Raw genomic sequence first — 17663 nt, forward strand, 5'->3', positions numbered from 1 at the left:
CTAGAGGGCAGGTGTTCCTATGTAGCCAGGTCTTCGGGCTCGGGGTCAGGCTGCGTCCAGCCGAGAATCATTGCCGGCAAACAACCGCCGATGATCAGTGCAGTGAGGACAAGCAAGCCGGCGGCGTAGGGCACGTTGGAATTGTCGCCGATCCAGGTCCCCGAGATCAGGTACAACGCGGGATTGGATGCCAGAACCTGGGTGACCGTGAGTCCGATCGAGCGGGCACTGCCAGCGCTGCTGGATTTCCCACTCGTCGAGAGCATCGCGCGGTGCGTCACCCAACCGCCCGGACATGATCTGCAACATTGTCCACAGTGGGATGAAGAGGAGAGACCCGGGCAGCCACAATAGTGCGCCGACCGCCGCATCGAAGTGGGACGCTATGCCCGCCACGATCATGAACAGAAGCGTCGCGACCAGGGCAGCGACCAAGATTCGTCTTCGGGTTCGCGTACGCCAGCCAGGTGCGGTAGTGCCTCTCGTTCCGGAGGAACTGGCGCGTCCTGAAACCCTGGTACCGCTCGATCAGATTGGCATCAGCCATGAGAACTCTCCCCTTCGCCGGCGCCAGCACCTGCCCGGGCGTTGCGATACAACTCGGTGGACAGGGGCGCGAACTCGGTGCGGGAGAAGATCGCCTCCACCGGCAGGTCGAACACAGCAGAGATACGAAAAGCTAGATCGAGGCTGGGGTAGTGATCCCCGCGCTCGAGTGCGCCGACAGTTTGTGGATTGACTCCGATGAGTCCCGCCAGTTGGGCACGGCTCATCCCCCGCTCGGCGCGCAGGACACCGATGCGGTTGTAGATGGGGAGGGAATCCTTCCGCCGTACTGGACTCATGCAACAAAGTATTTGGAAAACCAAACAAAATGTCAACTATTTACAGCACAGCTAGGGTGATTACTTTTCGGAGAGATGGTTCCCGAACGTTGGAAGGACGTTTAGGTGAGGGAAACGACAGAACAGCGGCCACGGTAAATTGAGTGGCAAAGCGCACCTGATTCGCGCCGGACGGCAGGAAAGGCCAGGATTGCTGACGTGACTTACACCATCGCAGAGCCCTGTGTCGACGTTCTGGACAAGGCGTGCATTGAGGAATGTCCCGTTGACTGCATCTACGAGGGCGGTCGGATGCTCTATATCCACCCCGACGAATGTGTCGATTGTGGGGCGTGTGAGCCCGTCTGCCCCGTCGAGGCCATCTATTACGAAGACGACGTTCCGGATCAGTGGTTCGAGTACACGAAGGCGAACGCCGACTTCTTCGACGACCTGGGATCGCCAGGGGGTGCGTCGAAGGTGGGTAAGACCGACTACGATCCCCCGCTCATCCGAGAATTGCCGCCCATGGCCGAGGGTGACTAGTCGGCGCCCGGGCGATCACACGCGTAATGAGATGCGAGTCGTAGTCGCAGACTGTGATCAGCGGTTGCAGCAGGTCGAACTCGACGATTCCGGTTGCGATGCGCGCCAGGAAGAGTCGGTCAATTCTTGACGAGCCGGAACCACCGGGGGTCGACCTTCTCGAGCGCCCTGGGCAGGCCGATGATATCGGCGTCGAGGTCCGAGACCAGTTTCCACTTCTCGAACGCTCGCTCCACGTCGGACCGGGAGACGCCCCTGGGCAACGGTCCGCGGTATCCGGGTCCGAAGGCGAACATCAGCAACGCCGCGTGAGGTTCGCTCACTGCCGTGACGTTCTCGACGTAGGCGACCCGGTCTCGGTCGCTGAGGCCGTGGTAACAGCCGACATCGAGGATTAGGTGATACCCGCGCCCGACGGCATGCTCGAGGTCCGTGGCGTCGGCATGCACGAACTGAACATCGACACCCGCCTTCCTGGCCTTGGATCGCGCCTTGTCGAGGGCGAACTCGACAGTGTCGATTCCCGTCACCTGCCACCCGCGCCGAGCCATCTGGATCGAGTGGTAACCGGTGCCGCATCCGATGTCCAGGACCTTTCCCGGTGGTGAGTCGAATGGATCCAGCATTGCCTTGATCTGAGCATCGAAGATGGGTCCCGCCCGCACCCAGGGCGTGATCCTGAATCGATAAGCCAGTTCGTATCCAAGGCCCATGCCTGCCCCCTTCTGTGTGCGTGTCCTCACCCCTGCACCGATGCGGTCGGATTACCCGGATTTATCGAAATGACACGCAAACGTCCACATTCTGAGACGGCAGACGGGAAGGGCAGACAGGAAGGCGGCCTCGATGTTCCTAGATCATCCGGAAATCGGCGAAGTCGAAGCCGGGCGTCACGATGCAACTGACGAGAGTGGGTTCTTCGCGCACGGGCTTCGCGCGTTGCCAATGCAGCGGCGGAACCAGCAACTGCGGGTGCTCGCCCGCCGACACGTCTGGTCCGAGGATCTGGGCCTTCGGATCGAGGGGTTCATCCGAGTCCCCGCCGAGTTCGAGCAACAACGGACTGCCCCTGTGGTACAACCAGATCTCTGCTCCGCGCACCGTATGCCACGCCGAGTGTTGGCCCGGCATCAGCAGAAACAGGATCGCGGTACCTGCCGATCGCGGTCCCGGGTAGCCGGGCATGTTTGTCGCTGGGATGGTGATGTCACTGCGCCACGTCTCGCGGTACCACCCGCCCTCCTCGTGCGGGACGAGGTCGAGCAACCGGGCCCACTCTGGTAGTTCCGACATGCTCCACATTCTGCCGCAACGGGCCCGAGGCCGCAGCGGCCGAAAAGCAGCGCGGCATCAAGGTCTGTCGTGTAGCTATGGTGGAGAAATGCAGCGCTGGTGGCGAATTGTGGTGTTCCTTGCGACGTTGAGCTTGCTGTGGGCACCCACTGTCGGTGCTGATCCTTTGCAGGTCGACCAGCGCCCGGGGGCTTTGGTGTCCTCGTCGGATTTGCCGGCGGAGTTGTGGCTTCCCGGCACCGGTTCCGCGTACCGGATGACCTACCTCACGACCGACCGGCACGGCATCGCTCCGTCCACGGGGATGGTCTTCGTACCGCCTGGTCCACCACCGCAGGGAGGCTGGCCGGTGATCGCTTGGGCGCATGGCACGGTAGGGGACTCGGATGCCGACGCCCCCTCGGTGACGGGTGTCGACGCGTCGACGAGCAATTACGTGAGCGGCTGGCTGCAACGTGGGTACGCTGTCGCGGCCACTGACTACGTGGGCCTGGGTACACCGGGCGTGCCGCCTTATCTAGACGGCAAGGTCGCGGGGCGCAGCGTCATCGATTCGGTTCGAGCCGCCATGGAGATCGATGCCGATTTGTCCTCGACGTGGGCGGCGGTCGGAATTTCGCAAGGTGGTCAAGCTTCGGTGTTCGCCGCGCATGCCGCGACAACCTATGCGCCCGAACTCGACTACCGTGGGGCGGTTGCGAATGGCGTGCCGTCGAATATCGAGCTGCTGTCACGGTGGGCCGGGCCGTGGTTTCCTCCGGAAGGACTGCACGGTCTGACCGAATTCATGTCCTACGCGATGGCCGGATTCCGCGACGCGTACCCCGAGTTGGACATCGACAGTTACCTCACGCCAATCGGGAAGACGCTCGTTGATACTGCCCCGGAGGTCCCACTGGCGGAGTTCAAGGCCATGACGCAGAACGTGTCCGTGGCGCAGATGCTGTCGCGATCACTCGATACACCGGAGTTGCAGTCTGCGCTACGTGAGTACCTCGAAGTACCGGTCTCGGGATACGACCGTCCGTTGATGATCGCCCAGGGACTTACTGACATCACGGTGCCGATTCCGCTCACGGAAAAGCTGGTTTTCGATATGCGTATGGCTGGAACGGATCTCGACTATCGGGTGTATCCGGGCGACCATCTGAACAGCATGTACCAGGGCGAGTCCGACCAGGTTGAGTTCGTTGCCGGGCTGTTCCGCTAGGTCGCGCCGATCGGGGTGGTCAGGTGCAGGTGGCGGGTGAGTTCGCGGACCGCCGCCTGGCCTGCCCTGTTGGCGCCGATGGTCGACGCAGACGGGCCGTAACCCACGAGATGAATTCGCGGATCCGACTTCACTTGGGTGGCAAGCCGCCCGGTCATCGTGATTCCACCGCCCGGCCCTCGGAGTCCGAGCGGAGCGAGGTGATCGAGTGAACTGCGAAAGCCCGTGCACCACAAGATCACGTCGAACTCCTCTTCGCGACCGTCGGCCCAGCGGACACCGTGCTGTGTGACTGAGCTGAACATCGGATGCCGGGTGAGCACTCCGCGGTCACGCGCGGCACGGATCGCCGGCGTCACCGGCAGGCCGGTTACCGACACCACCGAGCCTGGAGGCAGACCGTGGCGAACGCGGTTCTCGACGAGAGAGACTGCAGCACGGCCGACTTCGGGTGTAAAAGGCCCGTCCCGGAACTCCGGTTCACGTCGCGTGACCCAGGTTGTTGTAGTGACGCGGGAAATCTCGTCCAGTAGCTGTACAGCGGAAATTCCGCCACCGACAACGAGTACGTGCTGCCCTACGAATTCCTGAGCCGATACGTAGTCTTTGGTGTGTAATTGGCGGCCGGTGAACGATTGTGTACCGGGGAAATAGGGAATGAACGGGCGTTCCCAGGTGCCGGTCGCATTGATCAAACCGCGCGCCGTGACGACTCCTTCGTCGGTCTCGATCCTCAATCGTTGATCGCGTGCGCATACCACCTGTGTGTGTACCGGGCGGTGCACCGGCAACTCGAAGAGTTTCTCGTAAGTCGCGAAGTACTCGGGCACAGCGCTCGACGCGGCCACTTGCGCAGTCTGCGGATCGTCCGTATCTACGCCGACGGTTTCGGCGAAGCTGAGTCCGGGAAGATCGTGTACCCGGTTGACCGTGGTGAGTGTCAGTGAAGGCCAGCGAAACTGCCAGGCACCGCCCGGGCCGGGCGCATGGTCGAGCACGACGAATCCCGACTCCGGTTCCACACCGAACTTGCGCAGATAATACGCCGCGGATAGTCCCGCTTGACCTGCGCCGATCACGGCAACGTCGACGTCAATGTTCATTTTCGCCCTCGCTTCCACCCTCACAACAATCGACGAGTCTTCGCTGTTCCTGCGCCCAGGTTGAGTCGGTGTGCTTGGCTATCGGTCGTCGGGCGGGTGGACGTGGAGAGTGTCCATCGCGCGGCAATAGAGTAGGCAGCAACAGAGGCGGAAGTGAGTGGACATGATCGGGACGAGTCGAGACGGTGACGTCTTCACCATCGAACTGCGGCGCCCCAACCGTCGAAACGCGTTGAACGCCGAAATCTGCGAACTCGTGCGCGAGGCGACTGACAAGTCCGTCACCGACGGCGCGAGAGTGATTGTCATCACAGGTCAGGGAACAACCTTTTGTGCCGGTGCCGACCTGTCGGGTGATGCGTTCGCCGACGGGTTCACCGACACCCTGTTCGAAATGTTGCACACGATAGATTCGGTGCCCGTCCCGGTGATCGCTGCGATCAACGGTCCGGCAATCGGTGCGGGCACCCTTCTCGCGCTCGCGGCAGACTTGCGCGTGGTGGCTCCCGAAGGGCGCTTTGCCATCCCCGCCGCCAAACTCGGCATCTCTGTCGACCGATGGACCGTGCATCGTCTGGTAGCGCTGATCGGGGGCGGTCCGGCCCGAACGGTCCTCCTCGGCGCGGAAGAGATCGACGCCGACGAGGCGATGTTGCGCGGTCTCGCCAACAAACTCGGGAATCTCGCCGTCGCCCAGCAGTGGGCACACTCGATTGCGCGCCTTGCGCCGCTCTCGCTCCAACATCTCAAGATGGTATTCAACGACGACGACACCCAAAGTCCGCCGCCGCCCGAGCAACTCGCTGCGTTGCATGCAGCCTGGAAGAGTTACGACGCGCAGGAAGCGCGCAACGCGCGCGCTGAAAAGCGTCCGCCAGTCTTTCGGGGCCGGTAGCGGCCGAAAAGGGATCTCTCCGGGGCGCGTGGTTACATTGTCGGAATGAATCTCAAGAGCGCTGTGAGGACCGTCTTGTCTGCGGCCGCCCTAGGGTGGCTGGCGCGGGCTGCGTGGGGGCTGCCCGTCCAGATCGGCGCCTCTCGCGCGAAGGTGCGTCCGTACGCTGCGATGTCGCCGCGCTACCGCGACGGTCAGTTCCACAACACCGAGCCAGCTAGCGTATTCGCGCCCGAACCCGAGAGCGGAATCGTCAAGGCGCTGGTTACGCGCGGCAAGGCAGGGCGTCCGCGTATGCCGATTCCGCTCGCGACGCCTCTTGCGCCCGCCGAGGCCGCCGAGGTCGCGGCCACCTGGTACGGCCATTCGAGCGTGCTCGTCGAGGTCGACGGGTACCGGGTCCTGACCGACCCTGTGTGGAGTCGGCGTGTGTCACCGTCGGCGATCCTCGGTCCCTCGCGCATGCATCCGGTTCCGCTACCTGTTGCAGACCTTCCAGTTCTGGACGCGATCGTCATCTCCCATGACCACTACGACCACCTCGACATGGCAACTGTGCAGCAGCTCGCGGCATCCCAGGACGCTCCGTTCGTCGTTCCGGTCGGTCTCGGTGCCCACCTGCGAGTGTGGCGAGTGCCGGACGAGCGGATCGTGGAACTCGACTGGGACGAGTCCATTACGGTCGGGGAACTGACGCTCACGTGCACCGAGGCGCGGCACTTTTCCGGGAGGGGACTTGTCCGCAACACCACCCAGTGGGCGTCGTGGGTATTGGCGGGACCGAGCCGGAAGGTGTTCTTCGGCGGCGACAGCGGATACACGCCACGATTCGCGGACCTGGGGCGGAGATACGGCCCGTTCGACCTCACTCTCCTGCCGGTCGGTGCCTACGACCCGCGGTGGCCCGACATCCACATGAACCCGGAAGAGGCGGTGCAGACCCACGCCGATCTGGAAGGCGGCGATGCCAGCGGGGGCCTGCTGATACCGGTGCATTGGGCGACCTTCAACCTCGCGTTCCACGCCTGGTCGGAGCCGATTGTCCGGCTGGTCGAGGCAGCGGAGGCGCAGGGCACACATGTTGCGGTGCCGATGCCAGGGCAACGAATCGATGTGCTGAAGCCGCCGGAGCAGAAAACATGGTGGACCTCGCTCGGGTGAATTGGCGCACGATCCGTCGTGGCGGTCGGTTCGTTGCGTAGCCTTTGACCATGGCCTTCGAAAAAATCTGTGCTGACAGCGGTACAGTCCTCGAACTGGACGGATTGACTGCCGACCAGGTAGCCGAGCGGGTGGCAGCAGGCCAGACCAATGACGTACCGGATCGGGCCACCCGGTCGGTGCGCGACATCGTTTACGCCAATGTGTTCACCCGGATCAACGCGATTCTGGGAGTCCTCCTCGTCATCGTGCTGGCGACTGGTTCGATTATCGACGGCATGTTCGGTCTGTTGATCATCGCCAACAGCGGGGTCGGGATCATCCAGGAATTGAGGGCCAAGCGGACCCTCGACAAGCTCGCGATCGTGAGTCGGGCCAAACCGGTCGTGCGCCGGGACGGTGTCGCCGTCGCCATGGATCCCCAAGAGGTCGTGCTCGACGACATCATCGAAGTCGGTGCCGGCGACCAGATCGTGGTGGATGGCGTGGTGGTAGAGGCGATGTCGCTCGACGTCGACGAATCCCTGCTGACCGGTGAGGCCGATCCCGTGCGCAAGAGCAGGGACGATCAGGTGTTGTCGGGGAGTTTCGTTGCCTCTGGCAGTGGTTGGTACCGCGCCACGAAGGTTGGACGCGATGCGTACGCTGCGAAACTCACGGACGAAGCCAGCAAGTTCACGCTCGTGCATTCGGAATTGCGCAGCGGAATCGACAAGATCCTGAAGTTCATCACCTATCTGATGGTTCCGGCGGGTCTACTCATCATCTACAACCAGTTGTTTTCGAGTGGTCAGTCGTTGGGACCGGCGTTGAGCGGCATGGTCGCCGCGCTTGTGCCGATGGTCCCCGAAGGCCTTGTGCTGATGACGTCGATTGCCTTCGCAGTCGGCGTCGTCCGGCTCGGCCGACGGCAGTGCCTAGTGCAGGAGCTACCTGCCATCGAGGGCCTCGCGAGGGTCGATGTCGTGTGCGCGGACAAGACCGGGACCCTCACCGAGACCGGTATGAGGCTTTCGGAGTTACGTTGCGCGACAGACGAGGACGTGGAGTTGTCCCGCTCGGCACTCGCCGCAATGGCGGCGTCCGATCCCCGTCCGAACGCCAGTGTTCTGGCGATCAAGGAGGCGTTTCCGGACGACCCTGGGTGGGGCGCGGCAAGCGCAGACGCCCCGTTCTCGTCGGCCAAGAAGTGGAGCGGACAGTCTTACGGAGATCACGGCAACTGGGTTCTCGGTGCACCTGACGTACTGCTCGATCCCGGTAGCGACATGGCGCGACAGGCCGAGGAAGTGGGCTCGTCGGGACTGCGGGTGTTGCTGCTCGGAAGCTGTGACGTGCCGGTTGACAACTCCGGTGCGCCGGGGAGGGTTACTCCTCGCGCGTTGGTGATCTTGGAACAGCGGGTACGTCCGGAAGCCCGGGATACGCTCGATTACTTCGCGAGTCAGAACGTGACAGTGAAGGTCATCTCGGGAGACAACGCCGTGTCGGTCGGTGCGGTGGCCGGGTCGCTCGGGCTGCCCGGCGGTGATCGTCCGGTCGATGCCCGTGAACTGTCGTCCGATCCCGACGCATTGGCTGAAACCCTGGAGAAGTCCACCACCTTCGGTCGGGTGAACCCGGATCAGAAGCGGGAGATGGTGGGGGCATTGCAGTCTCGAGGCCACACAGTCGCGATGACCGGAGACGGCGTCAACGACGTCCTGGCGCTCAAGGATGCCGATATCGGTGTGTCGATGGGCTCGGGCAGCCCGGCGACCCGTGCCGTGGCTCAGATCGTGTTGCTGGACAACAAGTTCTCCACCTTGCCGCACGTGGTGGGTGAGGGTCGGCGGGTGATCGGCAATATCGAGCGCGTCTCGAATCTCTTCCTCACCAAGACGGTGTACTCCGTGCTGCTGGCGTTCCTCATCGGCATCTCCGGTGCGATGTCGCAGATCATGGACGTTGATGCGTTGCCGTATCCGTTCTTGCCTCGGCACGTCACCATGGCCGCGTGGTTCACGATCGGCATTCCCGCGTTCATCCTCTCGCTGGCCCCGAACAACGAGCGTGCGCGATCCGGTTTCGTGCCGCGCGTGATGCGATTGGCCATTCCGTCGGGCGTCATCATCGGAGTGACGACGTTCGTTTCGTATCTTCTGGCCTATGCGGGTCCGCAACAGACGGATCTGCAGAAGGTTCAGGCCGGAACCTCCGCGTTGATCACGCTCATCATGATTGCGTTGTGGGTGCTCGCGGTGGTTGCCCGGCCGTACACCTGGTGGAAACTGGTACTGATCTTCGGTTCCGCCGCGGCCTATCTGATCCTCTTTGCGCTGCCCGCCACCCGCCAGTTCTTCGAACTCGATCCCACCAACGTCGGTGCCACGACGTCTGCCGTCGTTTGCGGACTCGTCGGCGTGGTTCTCGTCGAAATCGGGTGGTGGGTGACCGGGAGAGTGCACGGCGAGCGCCGCAGGTTGTTCGCCTCGTCGGCAGATCTGCCCGGCGTGCACTGAGCCCAGTGCGGGGGCGCGAGTCCCGATCGTGCCGCAGTTGGCCTCGAGGGAGGCCGTGGCCGTATGGAGTTCGGCGAGTCGTGAGCTAAATCGGGATCTCGGTTGTTAGCCTCTCCTTTGCCGGTGTTCGGATTCGGGCGCCCGTTGTAGCTGCAGGTTGATCCGTTTTGTTCTTCTCGAGTAGGAGAAAAATGTGAATCACCACGGTAGTTCTCACGGTTACCCCACGTTTCGGGGGCGTGTCCGGCGTCTGGTGCTCAGGATGGCAGCAGTTGCTCCGATGGTGCTCGGGATGGCCGGGGCGGGTGCCGGAACTGCGGCAGCCGACACAGTCATCGATACCATTTCGGTGGGGGATGTCCCATTCGGGGTGGCGGTGTCCCCGGACGGGTCCCGCGCCTACGTCACCAACATTGGTGGTGATTCGGTGTCGGTGATCGACACCGGCACGAACTCGGTGGTCGACACGATTGGTGTCGGGGACGGCCCGTTCGGGGTGGCGGTGTCCCCGGACGGATCCCGCGTCTACACCGCCAACAGTCAAGGTGATTCGGTGTCGGTGATCAACACCGGCACCAACGCGGTCATCGACACCGTTGGGGTGGGGAGCTTCCCGATCGGGGTGGCGGTCACCCCGGACGGATCCCACGTCTACGTGACCAACGTCAGCAGCGACAATGTATCGGTGATCGAAACTGCCGGTAATTCGGTGGCCGACACCGTAGCGGCCGGGGACGGCCCGAACGGGGTGGCGGTGTCGCCGGACGGGTCCCGCGTCTACGTCTCCAACGCCGGTAGTGCTTCTGTTTCGGTGGTCGAGACCGCCGGCAACACGGTGGTCGACACCGTCTCGGTCGGGGTCTCCCCGCAGTTCGTGGCAGTGAGCCCGGACGGGTTCCGCGTATACGTCGCCAACCAATCCGACGATTCGGTGTCGGTGATCTCCACCTTCACCAATACCGTGGTCGACACCGTAGCGGCCGGGGACGGCCCGAACGGGGTGGCAGTGTCCCCGGACGGGTCCCGCGTCTACGTCACCAACGTCGGTGACGATTCGGTGTCTGTGATCGCGACACTCGGTAACAACGTGGTCGAGACCATCCCTGTCGGAGGCTCCCCGGCGGGGGTGGCGTTCAACCCGGACGGATCCCGCGCCTATGTCGTCAATCCTGACGACGACACGGTGTCGGTGATCGCCGTGGAGAAGTGCCTCGGGTCACTGTGCATCGACTTCGGTTCGCTAACGGGCAGCGGTTCGGGCGCGGGCAGCATGTTCAGCTGACACCAGGCAGCCGCCTGGTGTCTCGCTTCAAGGTTGATCCGTTTTGTTCTTCTGGGGCGGGAGAGAAATGTGAATCACCACGGTAGTTCTCACGGGTACACCACGTTTCGTGGACGTACCCGACGGTTGATGCTCGGATTGGCGGCCATTGCCTCGATGGTGCTGGGTATGGCGGGAGTGGGGGCGGGGGCCGTGGCAGCGGACACCGTCATCGACACGATCCCGGTCGGGACTAGACCGAACGGGGTGGCGGCGACCCCGGACGGGTCCCACGTCTATGTAGCCATTAATGGCGACGACGAGGTGGCGGTAATCGAGACTGCCGGCAACACCGTCGTGGACACCATTACGGTCGGCGACGGACCGTTCGGGATGGCAATCAGCCCTGACGGGTCCCGTGCCTACGCCGTCAACAGTTTGGACAATTCGGTGTCGGTGATCAACACCGGTACGAACTCCGTGGTCGACACCATCGGCGTTGGGCTCGTCCCGCTCTGGGCGGCAGTGAGTCCGGACGGGTCTCGTCTCTACGTCACCAACAACCTCGGTGATTCGGTGTCGGTGATCAACACCGGCACGAACATGTTGGTTACCACGATTCCGGTCGGGGACGGCGCGCGCGAGGTGGCGGTCAGCCCGGACGGGTCCCGTGTCTACGTCACCAATACTTTTGGTGATTCGGTGTCGGTGATCAACACTGGTACCAACATGGTGGTTGACACCATTACGGTCGGGGATGTCCCAATCGGGGTGGCGGTCAGCCCGAACGGGTCCCGCGTCTACGTCACCAACCAGGCGGATGGCACCGTATCTGTGATCGCCGCCGGCACCAACATGGTCGTCGACACCGTCGCGGTCGGAACCAACGCGCACGGAGTGGCGGTCAACCCGAAGGGGTCCCGCGTCTACGCCACGAACCTCGGTGACGGCACGGTGTCGGTGATCAGAACCATCGGAAACACCGTAATCGAGACCGTTCCGGTAGGGGTTGGCCCATTCGGGATAGCGATAACCCCGGACGGGTCCCGTGCCTACGTCACCAACTTTATTGCAAACACGGTGTCGGTGATCGCCATCGACAAGTGCCTCGGGTCGCTGTGCATCGACTTCGGTTCGCTCACCGGCAGCGGGTCAGGCGCGGGCAGCACGTTCAGCTGACACCGGCACCGCAGAGGCGGATGACATCGCTACAGATGGTCGTGTGGGTATTTGGGTCCGTTCGTTTGTCGAGGGGATTCGTCGTCGTCGGGTCCTCGCCATGCCTCACGCTGCCTCAGGCCTTGTGGCCGTTGGTGTTTCGGCGAGTCGTGGGCCGATTTCGAGTTTCCGGTTGTTACCCTCAACGGGGCTGGTGTTGGGATCTGGCCGCCTGTTGTCTCGCTGCATGGCCTGTCCGTTTTGTTCCTCTGATGTAGGAGAGAAATGTGAATCGGCTCAGTGGTTTTCGAGGTTACCGTACGGTTGCGGCGCGCGTCACGCGTGTGATGGTCGGCGTGACAGCTGTTTCTGCGGTGGTGCTGAGTACGGCCGGGCTGGGAGCGGGGGCCGCAGCGGCGAATACCGTGATCGGCACCGTCCCGGTCGGGAACTTTCCTATTGGGGTGGCGGTCACCCCGGACGGTTCCCACGCTTACGTAGCCAGCAGTCGTGACGATTCGGTGTCGGTGATCGAGACCGCCGGCAACACGGTGGTCGGCACCGTCGACGTCGGAGACGAACCGATACTTGTGGCGGTCGCCCCCAACGGGTCCCGCGCCTACGTCGCCAACGTGGACAGCGATTCGGTGTCGGTGATCGAGACCGCCGGCAATACCGTGGTCGGCACCGTCGACGTCGGGAACGGCCCGCAAGGGGTGGCGGTGTCCCCGGACAGTTCCCGTGTCTACGTCACCAACGGCTTTGGCGATTCGGTGTCGGTGATCGAGACCGCCGGCAACACAGTGGTCGGCACCGTCGACGTCGGGGGCGAACCGGTCGGGGTGGCGGTGTCCCCGGACGGGTCCCGCGTCTACGTCGCCAACGTGGATAGCGATTCGGTGTCGGTGATCGAGACTGCCGGCAACACGGTGGTCGGCACCGTCGACGTCGGGGACGAACCTATCGGGGTGGCGGTGGCCCCGGACGGGTCCCGCGTCTACGTCACCAACTACGGTGGCGATTCGGTGTCGGTGATCGAGACTGCCGGCAACACGGTGGTCGACACTATCTACGCCGGGAACGTCCCGATCGGCGCGGCGGTGACCCCGGACGGGTCCCGCGTCTACGTCACCAACCGTGACGACAACACGGTGTCGGTGGTCGAGACCGCAGGTAACACGGTGGTCGCGACCGTTGCGGTCGGGGCCTTCCCGACGTGGGTGGCGGTCAGTCCGGACGGGTCCCGCGCCTATGTCACCAACGCATTTGACAATTCGGTGTCGGTGATCGAAATCGAGAGGTGTCTCGGATCGTTGTGCATCGACCTCGGTTCGTTGACCGGCAGCGGTTCGGGCGCCGGCGGCGTGTTCGGTTGACGCTTGTGCCTGAAAGTCGAGTGACGTCGCACCCGCAGGACGCCGCCTCCTCGTTCATGGGAGGCCGCGTCCTGCGGTTCGTTGACGGGCCAGCCGGCGATCCGACCGCTCGATCGTGTGCCTCACTCATCTTTGTCTCGTGTGGCGTTGTGGCCGTGAGAGCTTCGGCGAGTCATGCGCCGAAATCGGGATTTCGGTTGTTAGCCTCTCCTTTGCTGGTGTTCGGGATTCGGGCGCCCGGTGTAGCTGCAAGGTTGATCCGTTTTGTTCTTCTCGAGTGGGAGAAAAATGTGAATCACCGCGGTAGTTCTCATGGTTACCTCACGTTTCGGGGGCGTGTCCGGCGTCTGGTGTTCGGGTTGGCGGCCATTGCTCCGATGGTGCTCGGTATGGCCGGGGCGGGAGCGGGGACCGCGGCAGCCGATACGGTCATCGACACCATTTCGGTGGGGGAGGACCCGTTCGGGGTGGCGGTGTCACCGGACGGGTCCCACGTGTACGTCACCAACACCAGGGGCGATTCGATATCGGTAATCGAGACCGCAGGCAACTCAGTGGCTGGCACCCCCACGATCGGGGACGGACCGTACGGGGTGGCGGTGTCACCGGATGGGTCCCGCGTGTACGTCGCCAACTCCGGTAGCGCTTCGGTGTCGGTGATGGAGACCGGCACGAACGCGTTGGTCGACACCGTCACGGTGGGGGAATTCCCGATCGGGGTGGCGCCCACGCCGGATGGATCCCACGTCTACACCACCAACGTCAGTGACGACGATGTATCGGTGATCGAGACCGCCGGTAACACAGTGGTCGGCACGATCGACGCTGGGAGGGCCCCGAACGGGGTGGCGGTGTCACCGGACGGGTCCCGTGCGTACGTCGCCAACGCCGGTAGCGCTTCGGTGTCGGTGATCGAGACCGTCGGTAACTCCGTGGTCGACACCGTTGGGGTGGGGGTCGCGCCGCAGTTCGTGGCGGTGAGCCCGGATGGATCCCGTGTCTACGTCACTAACAATCTTGATAATTCGGTGTCGGTGATCGAGACCGTCGGTAACTCTGTAGTCGCCACCGTACCGGTCGGGGACGGCCCGACCGTGCTGGCGGTCACCCCGGACGGGTCCCGCGTCTACGTCACCAACACATTCGCTGATTCGGTGTCGGTGATCGAAACCGCCGGCAACACCGTGATCGACACCATCCCTGTCGGGGACTCCCCGAACGGGGTGGCGGTCACCCCGGACGGGTCCCGCGTCTACGTCGCCAACATGGGCGACGACACGGTGTCAGTGATTGCAGTAGGGAAGTGCCTCGGGTCGCTGTGCATAGACCTCGGTTCGCTCACCGGCAGCGGGTCGGGCACGGGCAGCATGTTCAGCTGACACCCGCACCGCAGAGGCAAACGACGCTACCCATCCTGCGCCTGGGGTTGGGTATCGGTCATCACGTCGACCAGATGTCCCAACCGGTGTCGTCTGCTCAGGTTGAGACCAATGTATCTGCGGTGCATCGGATTTCATGGTATTTGCAGCCAAGGATGTTGCCGCACCGCTCGGCTCGTTCGACCTGATTGTCGGGGTCAGGGGACATGAATTGTGGGCCGATACCAGTCTGCTAGCCTCCGTTGGATTTGTTGGTGTTCATATCCGACCGCCAACTCTCCCGGGGTAAATCTTGATCCGGGTTGTTCCTCGTAGGACTGGAGACGCATGTGAATCGACACCGTAGTTTTGGCGGCTATCGAGAGGTCGCGGGGGGCGCACAGCGCCTGCTGCTCGGGCTGACAGCGACAGCCGTGCTGGTGCTTGGAATGACCGGAACGGGGGCGGCCACGGCGAATGCGGATACCGTCACGGACACCATCTCGCTCAGGGACGACCCGGCCAGGATGGCGGTGAGCGAGGACGGAACCTGGGTGTACGTCGTCATCGTCGACGACGATGAGGTGTCGGTGATCGACGCCGCCGCGAACGACGTGGTCGAGACCGTCAAGGTCGGTGAGGCGCCGTTTGGCGTGGCGGTGAGCGCGGAAAGATCCCGGATGTACGTCACCAACAACTTCGACAATTCGGTGTCGGTGATCGACACCGCCGCGAACCGCGTGGTCGAGACCATCACAGTCGGTATGGGACCACTTGGGTTGACGGCGAGCGAAGACGGATCCCGGGTGTACGTCGCCAACTACGTCGACGATTCGGTGTCCGTGATCGACACCGACACCAACACACCAGTCGAAATCGAGGCGGTCGCGGACGGACCGATCGCGGTGGCGGTAAACCACGACGGTTCTCGCGCCTACGTCGCCGGCCACAATGACGATACGGTGAGGGTGATCGACACAGCGTCCAACTCCGTGTTCGCCACCGTCACGGTCGGGGGCGGCCCGTCCGATGTGGTGGTCACTCCGGACGGGTCCCGTGTCTACGTCGCCAACCTTGCGGACGAAACGGTCTCGGTGATCGACACCGTCATGAACGAGGAGATCGCCACCGTGAAAGTCGGGGACAGGCCGAAAGAGGTGGCCGTCACTCCGGACGGATCCCGACTGTACGTCACCAACTTCGGCGACGATTCGGTGTCCGTGATCGACACCGACACCAACAGAGTCCTCCAAACCCTGGAGGTCGGGGAGGGTCCGGAGGGTGTGGCGGTCAGCCCCGACGGATCCCGGGCGTACGTCACCAACCACAAAGACGATACGGTCTCGGTGATCGACATCGACTATTCGATGTGCAACGGATCAATGTGCTTCTTCTGAGCAGGTAGGAACAAGGGAATCTCAGGCAACTGAAGCCCGCTCTGCATAACCGCACGACCCCCGGCCAGATGACGCCGCCACTCGATAATCGGGTGGCGGCGTCGTTGATTCCGAAGAACTCGGATGGGTCATCTTGTGGCCGTGCGTGCTTCGGCGCGTCCTGGGCTGAAATAATGGCTTCGGTTGTTAGCCTTTCTGGGTTGGTATTCGGGACTCGCCGCCAGCCATTGTCACTGCAGGGTTGATCCGTTTTGTTCTTCTGGGTCAGGAGAAAAATGTGAATCACCACAGTAGTTTCCGTGAGGATGGCCCAATTGGGAGGCGCGCCGGGCGTCTGGTGCTCGGGTTGGCAGCCATCTGTGTGATGGTGCTCGGTATGGCGGGAGTAGGACCTGCTGCTGCGGATACGGTCCTCGACACCATTCCCGTGGGGGATGGCCCGGATGGGGTGGCGGTGTCCCCGGATGGGTCCCGCGCGTACGTCACGAACATCAATGGTGATTCGGTGTCGGTGATCGATACCAGTAGCAACGATGTGGTTGACACTGTCACGGTGGGGGACTTCCCGCGGGGGGTGGCGGTGTCCCCGGACGGGTCCCGGGTCTACGTCGCCAACGTTGACGACGATTCGGTGTCGGTGATCGATACCGGTAGCAACGACATGGTTGACACCGTCGCGGTCGGGAGTGCCCCGTCGGGGGTGGCGGTCACCCCCGACGGGTCCCGCGCCTACGTCGCCAACACTGGTGCCTCTTCGGTATCGGTGATCGATACCGGTAGCAACGACGTGGTTGGTACCGTCGCGGTGGGGGGCTTCCCGATCGGATTGGCGGTCACCCCGCTCGGGTCCCGTGTCTATGTCACCAATACTGGTGACGCTTCGGTGTCGGTCATCGAGACTGTCGGGAACACTGTGGTCGAAACGATTTCGGTTGGGGCCAACCCGTTCGGGGTTGCGGTCACCCCGGACGGATCCAAGGTCTACGTCGCAAACGACACTGACGGAACGCTGTCGGTGATCGAGGCTGCCGACAACACGGTCATCGATACCGTCGCGGTCGGGAGTGGCCCGTCGGGAGTGGCGGTGGCGGTCACCCCGCTCGGGTCCCGTGTCTATGTCACCAATGCCGGTGACGCTTCGCTATCGGTGATCGACACCGCCGACAACACCGGCATTGCGACCGCTCCTGTTGGCGGCACCCCGATCGGAGTGGCGATCACCCCTGACGGGTCCCGCGTCTACGTCGCCAACCATGCAGGCGACACGGTATCGGTGATCGCCGTAGGAAAGTGCTTCGGATCGTTGTGCATCGACGCCGGTTCGTTGACCGCCAACGGTTCGGGCGCGGGTAGGGCGTTCAGTTGACACCCGCACCGTAGAGGCAAACGACGCTGCCCATCCTGCGCCTGGGGTGGGGGTGATCAGCCGACACGTTGAACGGATGTCCCATCCTGTGTCGTTCGCTCAGGCCGGATTCAATGTATTTGGGGTGCAGTGCGTGTCGCAATATGAAAATCGAAAGATGCTGCCGTAGTGATTGACTCGGGTGATCTGATGGTTGGTACCGCTGGAAATGGAG

Annotated in this window: 15 protein-coding genes and 1 pseudogene; 11 read left to right on the forward strand and 5 right to left on the reverse strand. The window is 63.1% G+C overall.

Annotated elements, in window-relative coordinates; translation table 11 throughout:
- Positions 1-17: 17 nt before the first annotated feature.
- Both AB0I57_RS14415 and AB0I57_RS14420 read right to left on the reverse strand, forming a co-directional pair.
- Positions 18-547 (reverse strand): annotated as a pseudogene (locus AB0I57_RS14415) (hypothetical protein).
- Positions 540-845, reverse strand: a complete 306-nt coding sequence (locus tag AB0I57_RS14420) for a helix-turn-helix transcriptional regulator (RefSeq protein WP_358336122.1) — start codon at positions 843-845, stop codon at positions 540-542. The pseudogene AB0I57_RS14415 and the gene AB0I57_RS14420 overlap by 8 nt, the downstream one beginning before the upstream one ends.
- Before the next feature lie 198 nt (positions 846-1043).
- Here AB0I57_RS14420 and fdxA point away from each other — a divergent pair, with 198 nt between their 5' ends.
- The gene (gene fdxA, locus AB0I57_RS14425; protein ID WP_358336125.1) at positions 1044-1370 is read left to right on the forward strand and encodes a ferredoxin; all 327 of its coding nucleotides are present in this window, start codon (positions 1044-1046) and stop codon (positions 1368-1370) included.
- A gap of 119 nt (positions 1371-1489) precedes the next feature.
- Here the strand turns inward: fdxA and AB0I57_RS14430 are convergent, their stop codons facing one another.
- Together AB0I57_RS14430 and AB0I57_RS14435 are read right to left on the reverse strand one after the other, a co-directional pair.
- A complete protein-coding gene (locus tag AB0I57_RS14430; protein ID WP_358336128.1) occupies positions 1490-2083 on the reverse strand; it encodes a class I SAM-dependent methyltransferase in 594 nt (197 codons plus the stop codon).
- Positions 2084-2222: 139 nt separating this feature from the next.
- A complete protein-coding gene (locus AB0I57_RS14435) occupies positions 2223-2663 on the reverse strand; it encodes a cupin domain-containing protein (RefSeq protein ID WP_358336131.1) in 441 nt (146 codons plus the stop codon).
- An 88-nt stretch (positions 2664-2751) separates the two neighbouring features.
- On the opposite strand from AB0I57_RS14435, the gene AB0I57_RS14440 reads away from it, so the two are divergent.
- Entirely contained in the window at positions 2752-3873 is a 1122-nt protein-coding gene (locus AB0I57_RS14440) for a lipase family protein (RefSeq protein ID WP_358336134.1), read from the forward strand.
- On the opposite strand, the gene AB0I57_RS14445 is transcribed toward AB0I57_RS14440, so the two are convergent.
- Complete coding sequence (locus tag AB0I57_RS14445; protein WP_358336137.1) at positions 3870-4976, reverse strand: NAD(P)-binding domain-containing protein; 1107 nt, start codon at positions 4974-4976, stop codon at positions 3870-3872. The two genes, AB0I57_RS14440 and AB0I57_RS14445, sit on opposite strands and share 4 nt — an antisense overlap.
- A 163-nt stretch (positions 4977-5139) precedes the next feature.
- Between AB0I57_RS14445 and AB0I57_RS14450 the strand changes: the two genes are divergently transcribed.
- From AB0I57_RS14450 to AB0I57_RS14490, 9 genes are all read left to right on the forward strand, one after another.
- Positions 5140-5871 carry an enoyl-CoA hydratase gene (locus AB0I57_RS14450; protein ID WP_358336140.1) on the forward strand — a complete coding sequence of 244 codons (732 nt, stop codon included), beginning with the start codon at positions 5140-5142 and terminating at the stop codon, positions 5869-5871.
- 45 nt (positions 5872-5916) lie between these two features.
- The gene (locus tag AB0I57_RS14455; RefSeq protein ID WP_358336143.1) at positions 5917-7032 is read left to right on the forward strand and encodes an MBL fold metallo-hydrolase; all 1116 of its coding nucleotides are present in this window, start codon (positions 5917-5919) and stop codon (positions 7030-7032) included.
- Positions 7033-7082: 50 nt separating this feature from the next.
- The gene (locus tag AB0I57_RS14460; protein ID WP_358336145.1) at positions 7083-9533 is read left to right on the forward strand and encodes a cation-translocating P-type ATPase; all 2451 of its coding nucleotides are present in this window, start codon (positions 7083-7085) and stop codon (positions 9531-9533) included.
- Positions 9534-9795: 262 nt separating this feature from the next.
- Positions 9796-10815, forward strand: coding sequence for a beta-propeller fold lactonase family protein (locus AB0I57_RS14465; RefSeq protein ID WP_358336148.1), 1020 nt, complete (start codon positions 9796-9798; stop codon positions 10813-10815).
- 69 nt (positions 10816-10884) lie between these two features.
- Positions 10885-11973, forward strand: a complete 1089-nt coding sequence (locus AB0I57_RS14470; RefSeq protein WP_358336151.1) for a beta-propeller fold lactonase family protein — start codon at positions 10885-10887, stop codon at positions 11971-11973.
- Positions 11974-12239: 266 nt separating this feature from the next.
- A complete protein-coding gene (locus tag AB0I57_RS14475) occupies positions 12240-13328 on the forward strand; it encodes a beta-propeller fold lactonase family protein (protein ID WP_358336154.1) in 1089 nt (362 codons plus the stop codon).
- 290 nt (positions 13329-13618) lie between these two features.
- The gene (locus AB0I57_RS14480; protein WP_358336157.1) at positions 13619-14707 is read left to right on the forward strand and encodes a beta-propeller fold lactonase family protein; all 1089 of its coding nucleotides are present in this window, start codon (positions 13619-13621) and stop codon (positions 14705-14707) included.
- Between the two features lie 329 nt (positions 14708-15036).
- The gene (locus tag AB0I57_RS14485; protein ID WP_358336160.1) at positions 15037-16083 is read left to right on the forward strand and encodes a YncE family protein; all 1047 of its coding nucleotides are present in this window, start codon (positions 15037-15039) and stop codon (positions 16081-16083) included.
- A gap of 277 nt (positions 16084-16360) precedes the next feature.
- Positions 16361-17449: a YncE family protein gene (locus AB0I57_RS14490; RefSeq protein WP_358336163.1), complete on the forward strand. Its 1089-nt coding sequence runs from the start codon at positions 16361-16363 to the stop codon at positions 17447-17449.
- The last annotated feature ends 214 nt before the right edge of the window (positions 17450-17663 follow it).

The sequence above is a fragment of the Rhodococcus sp. NPDC049939 genome, from assembly GCF_040656415.1.
Classification (GTDB): domain Bacteria; phylum Actinomycetota; class Actinomycetes; order Mycobacteriales; family Mycobacteriaceae; genus Rhodococcus_F.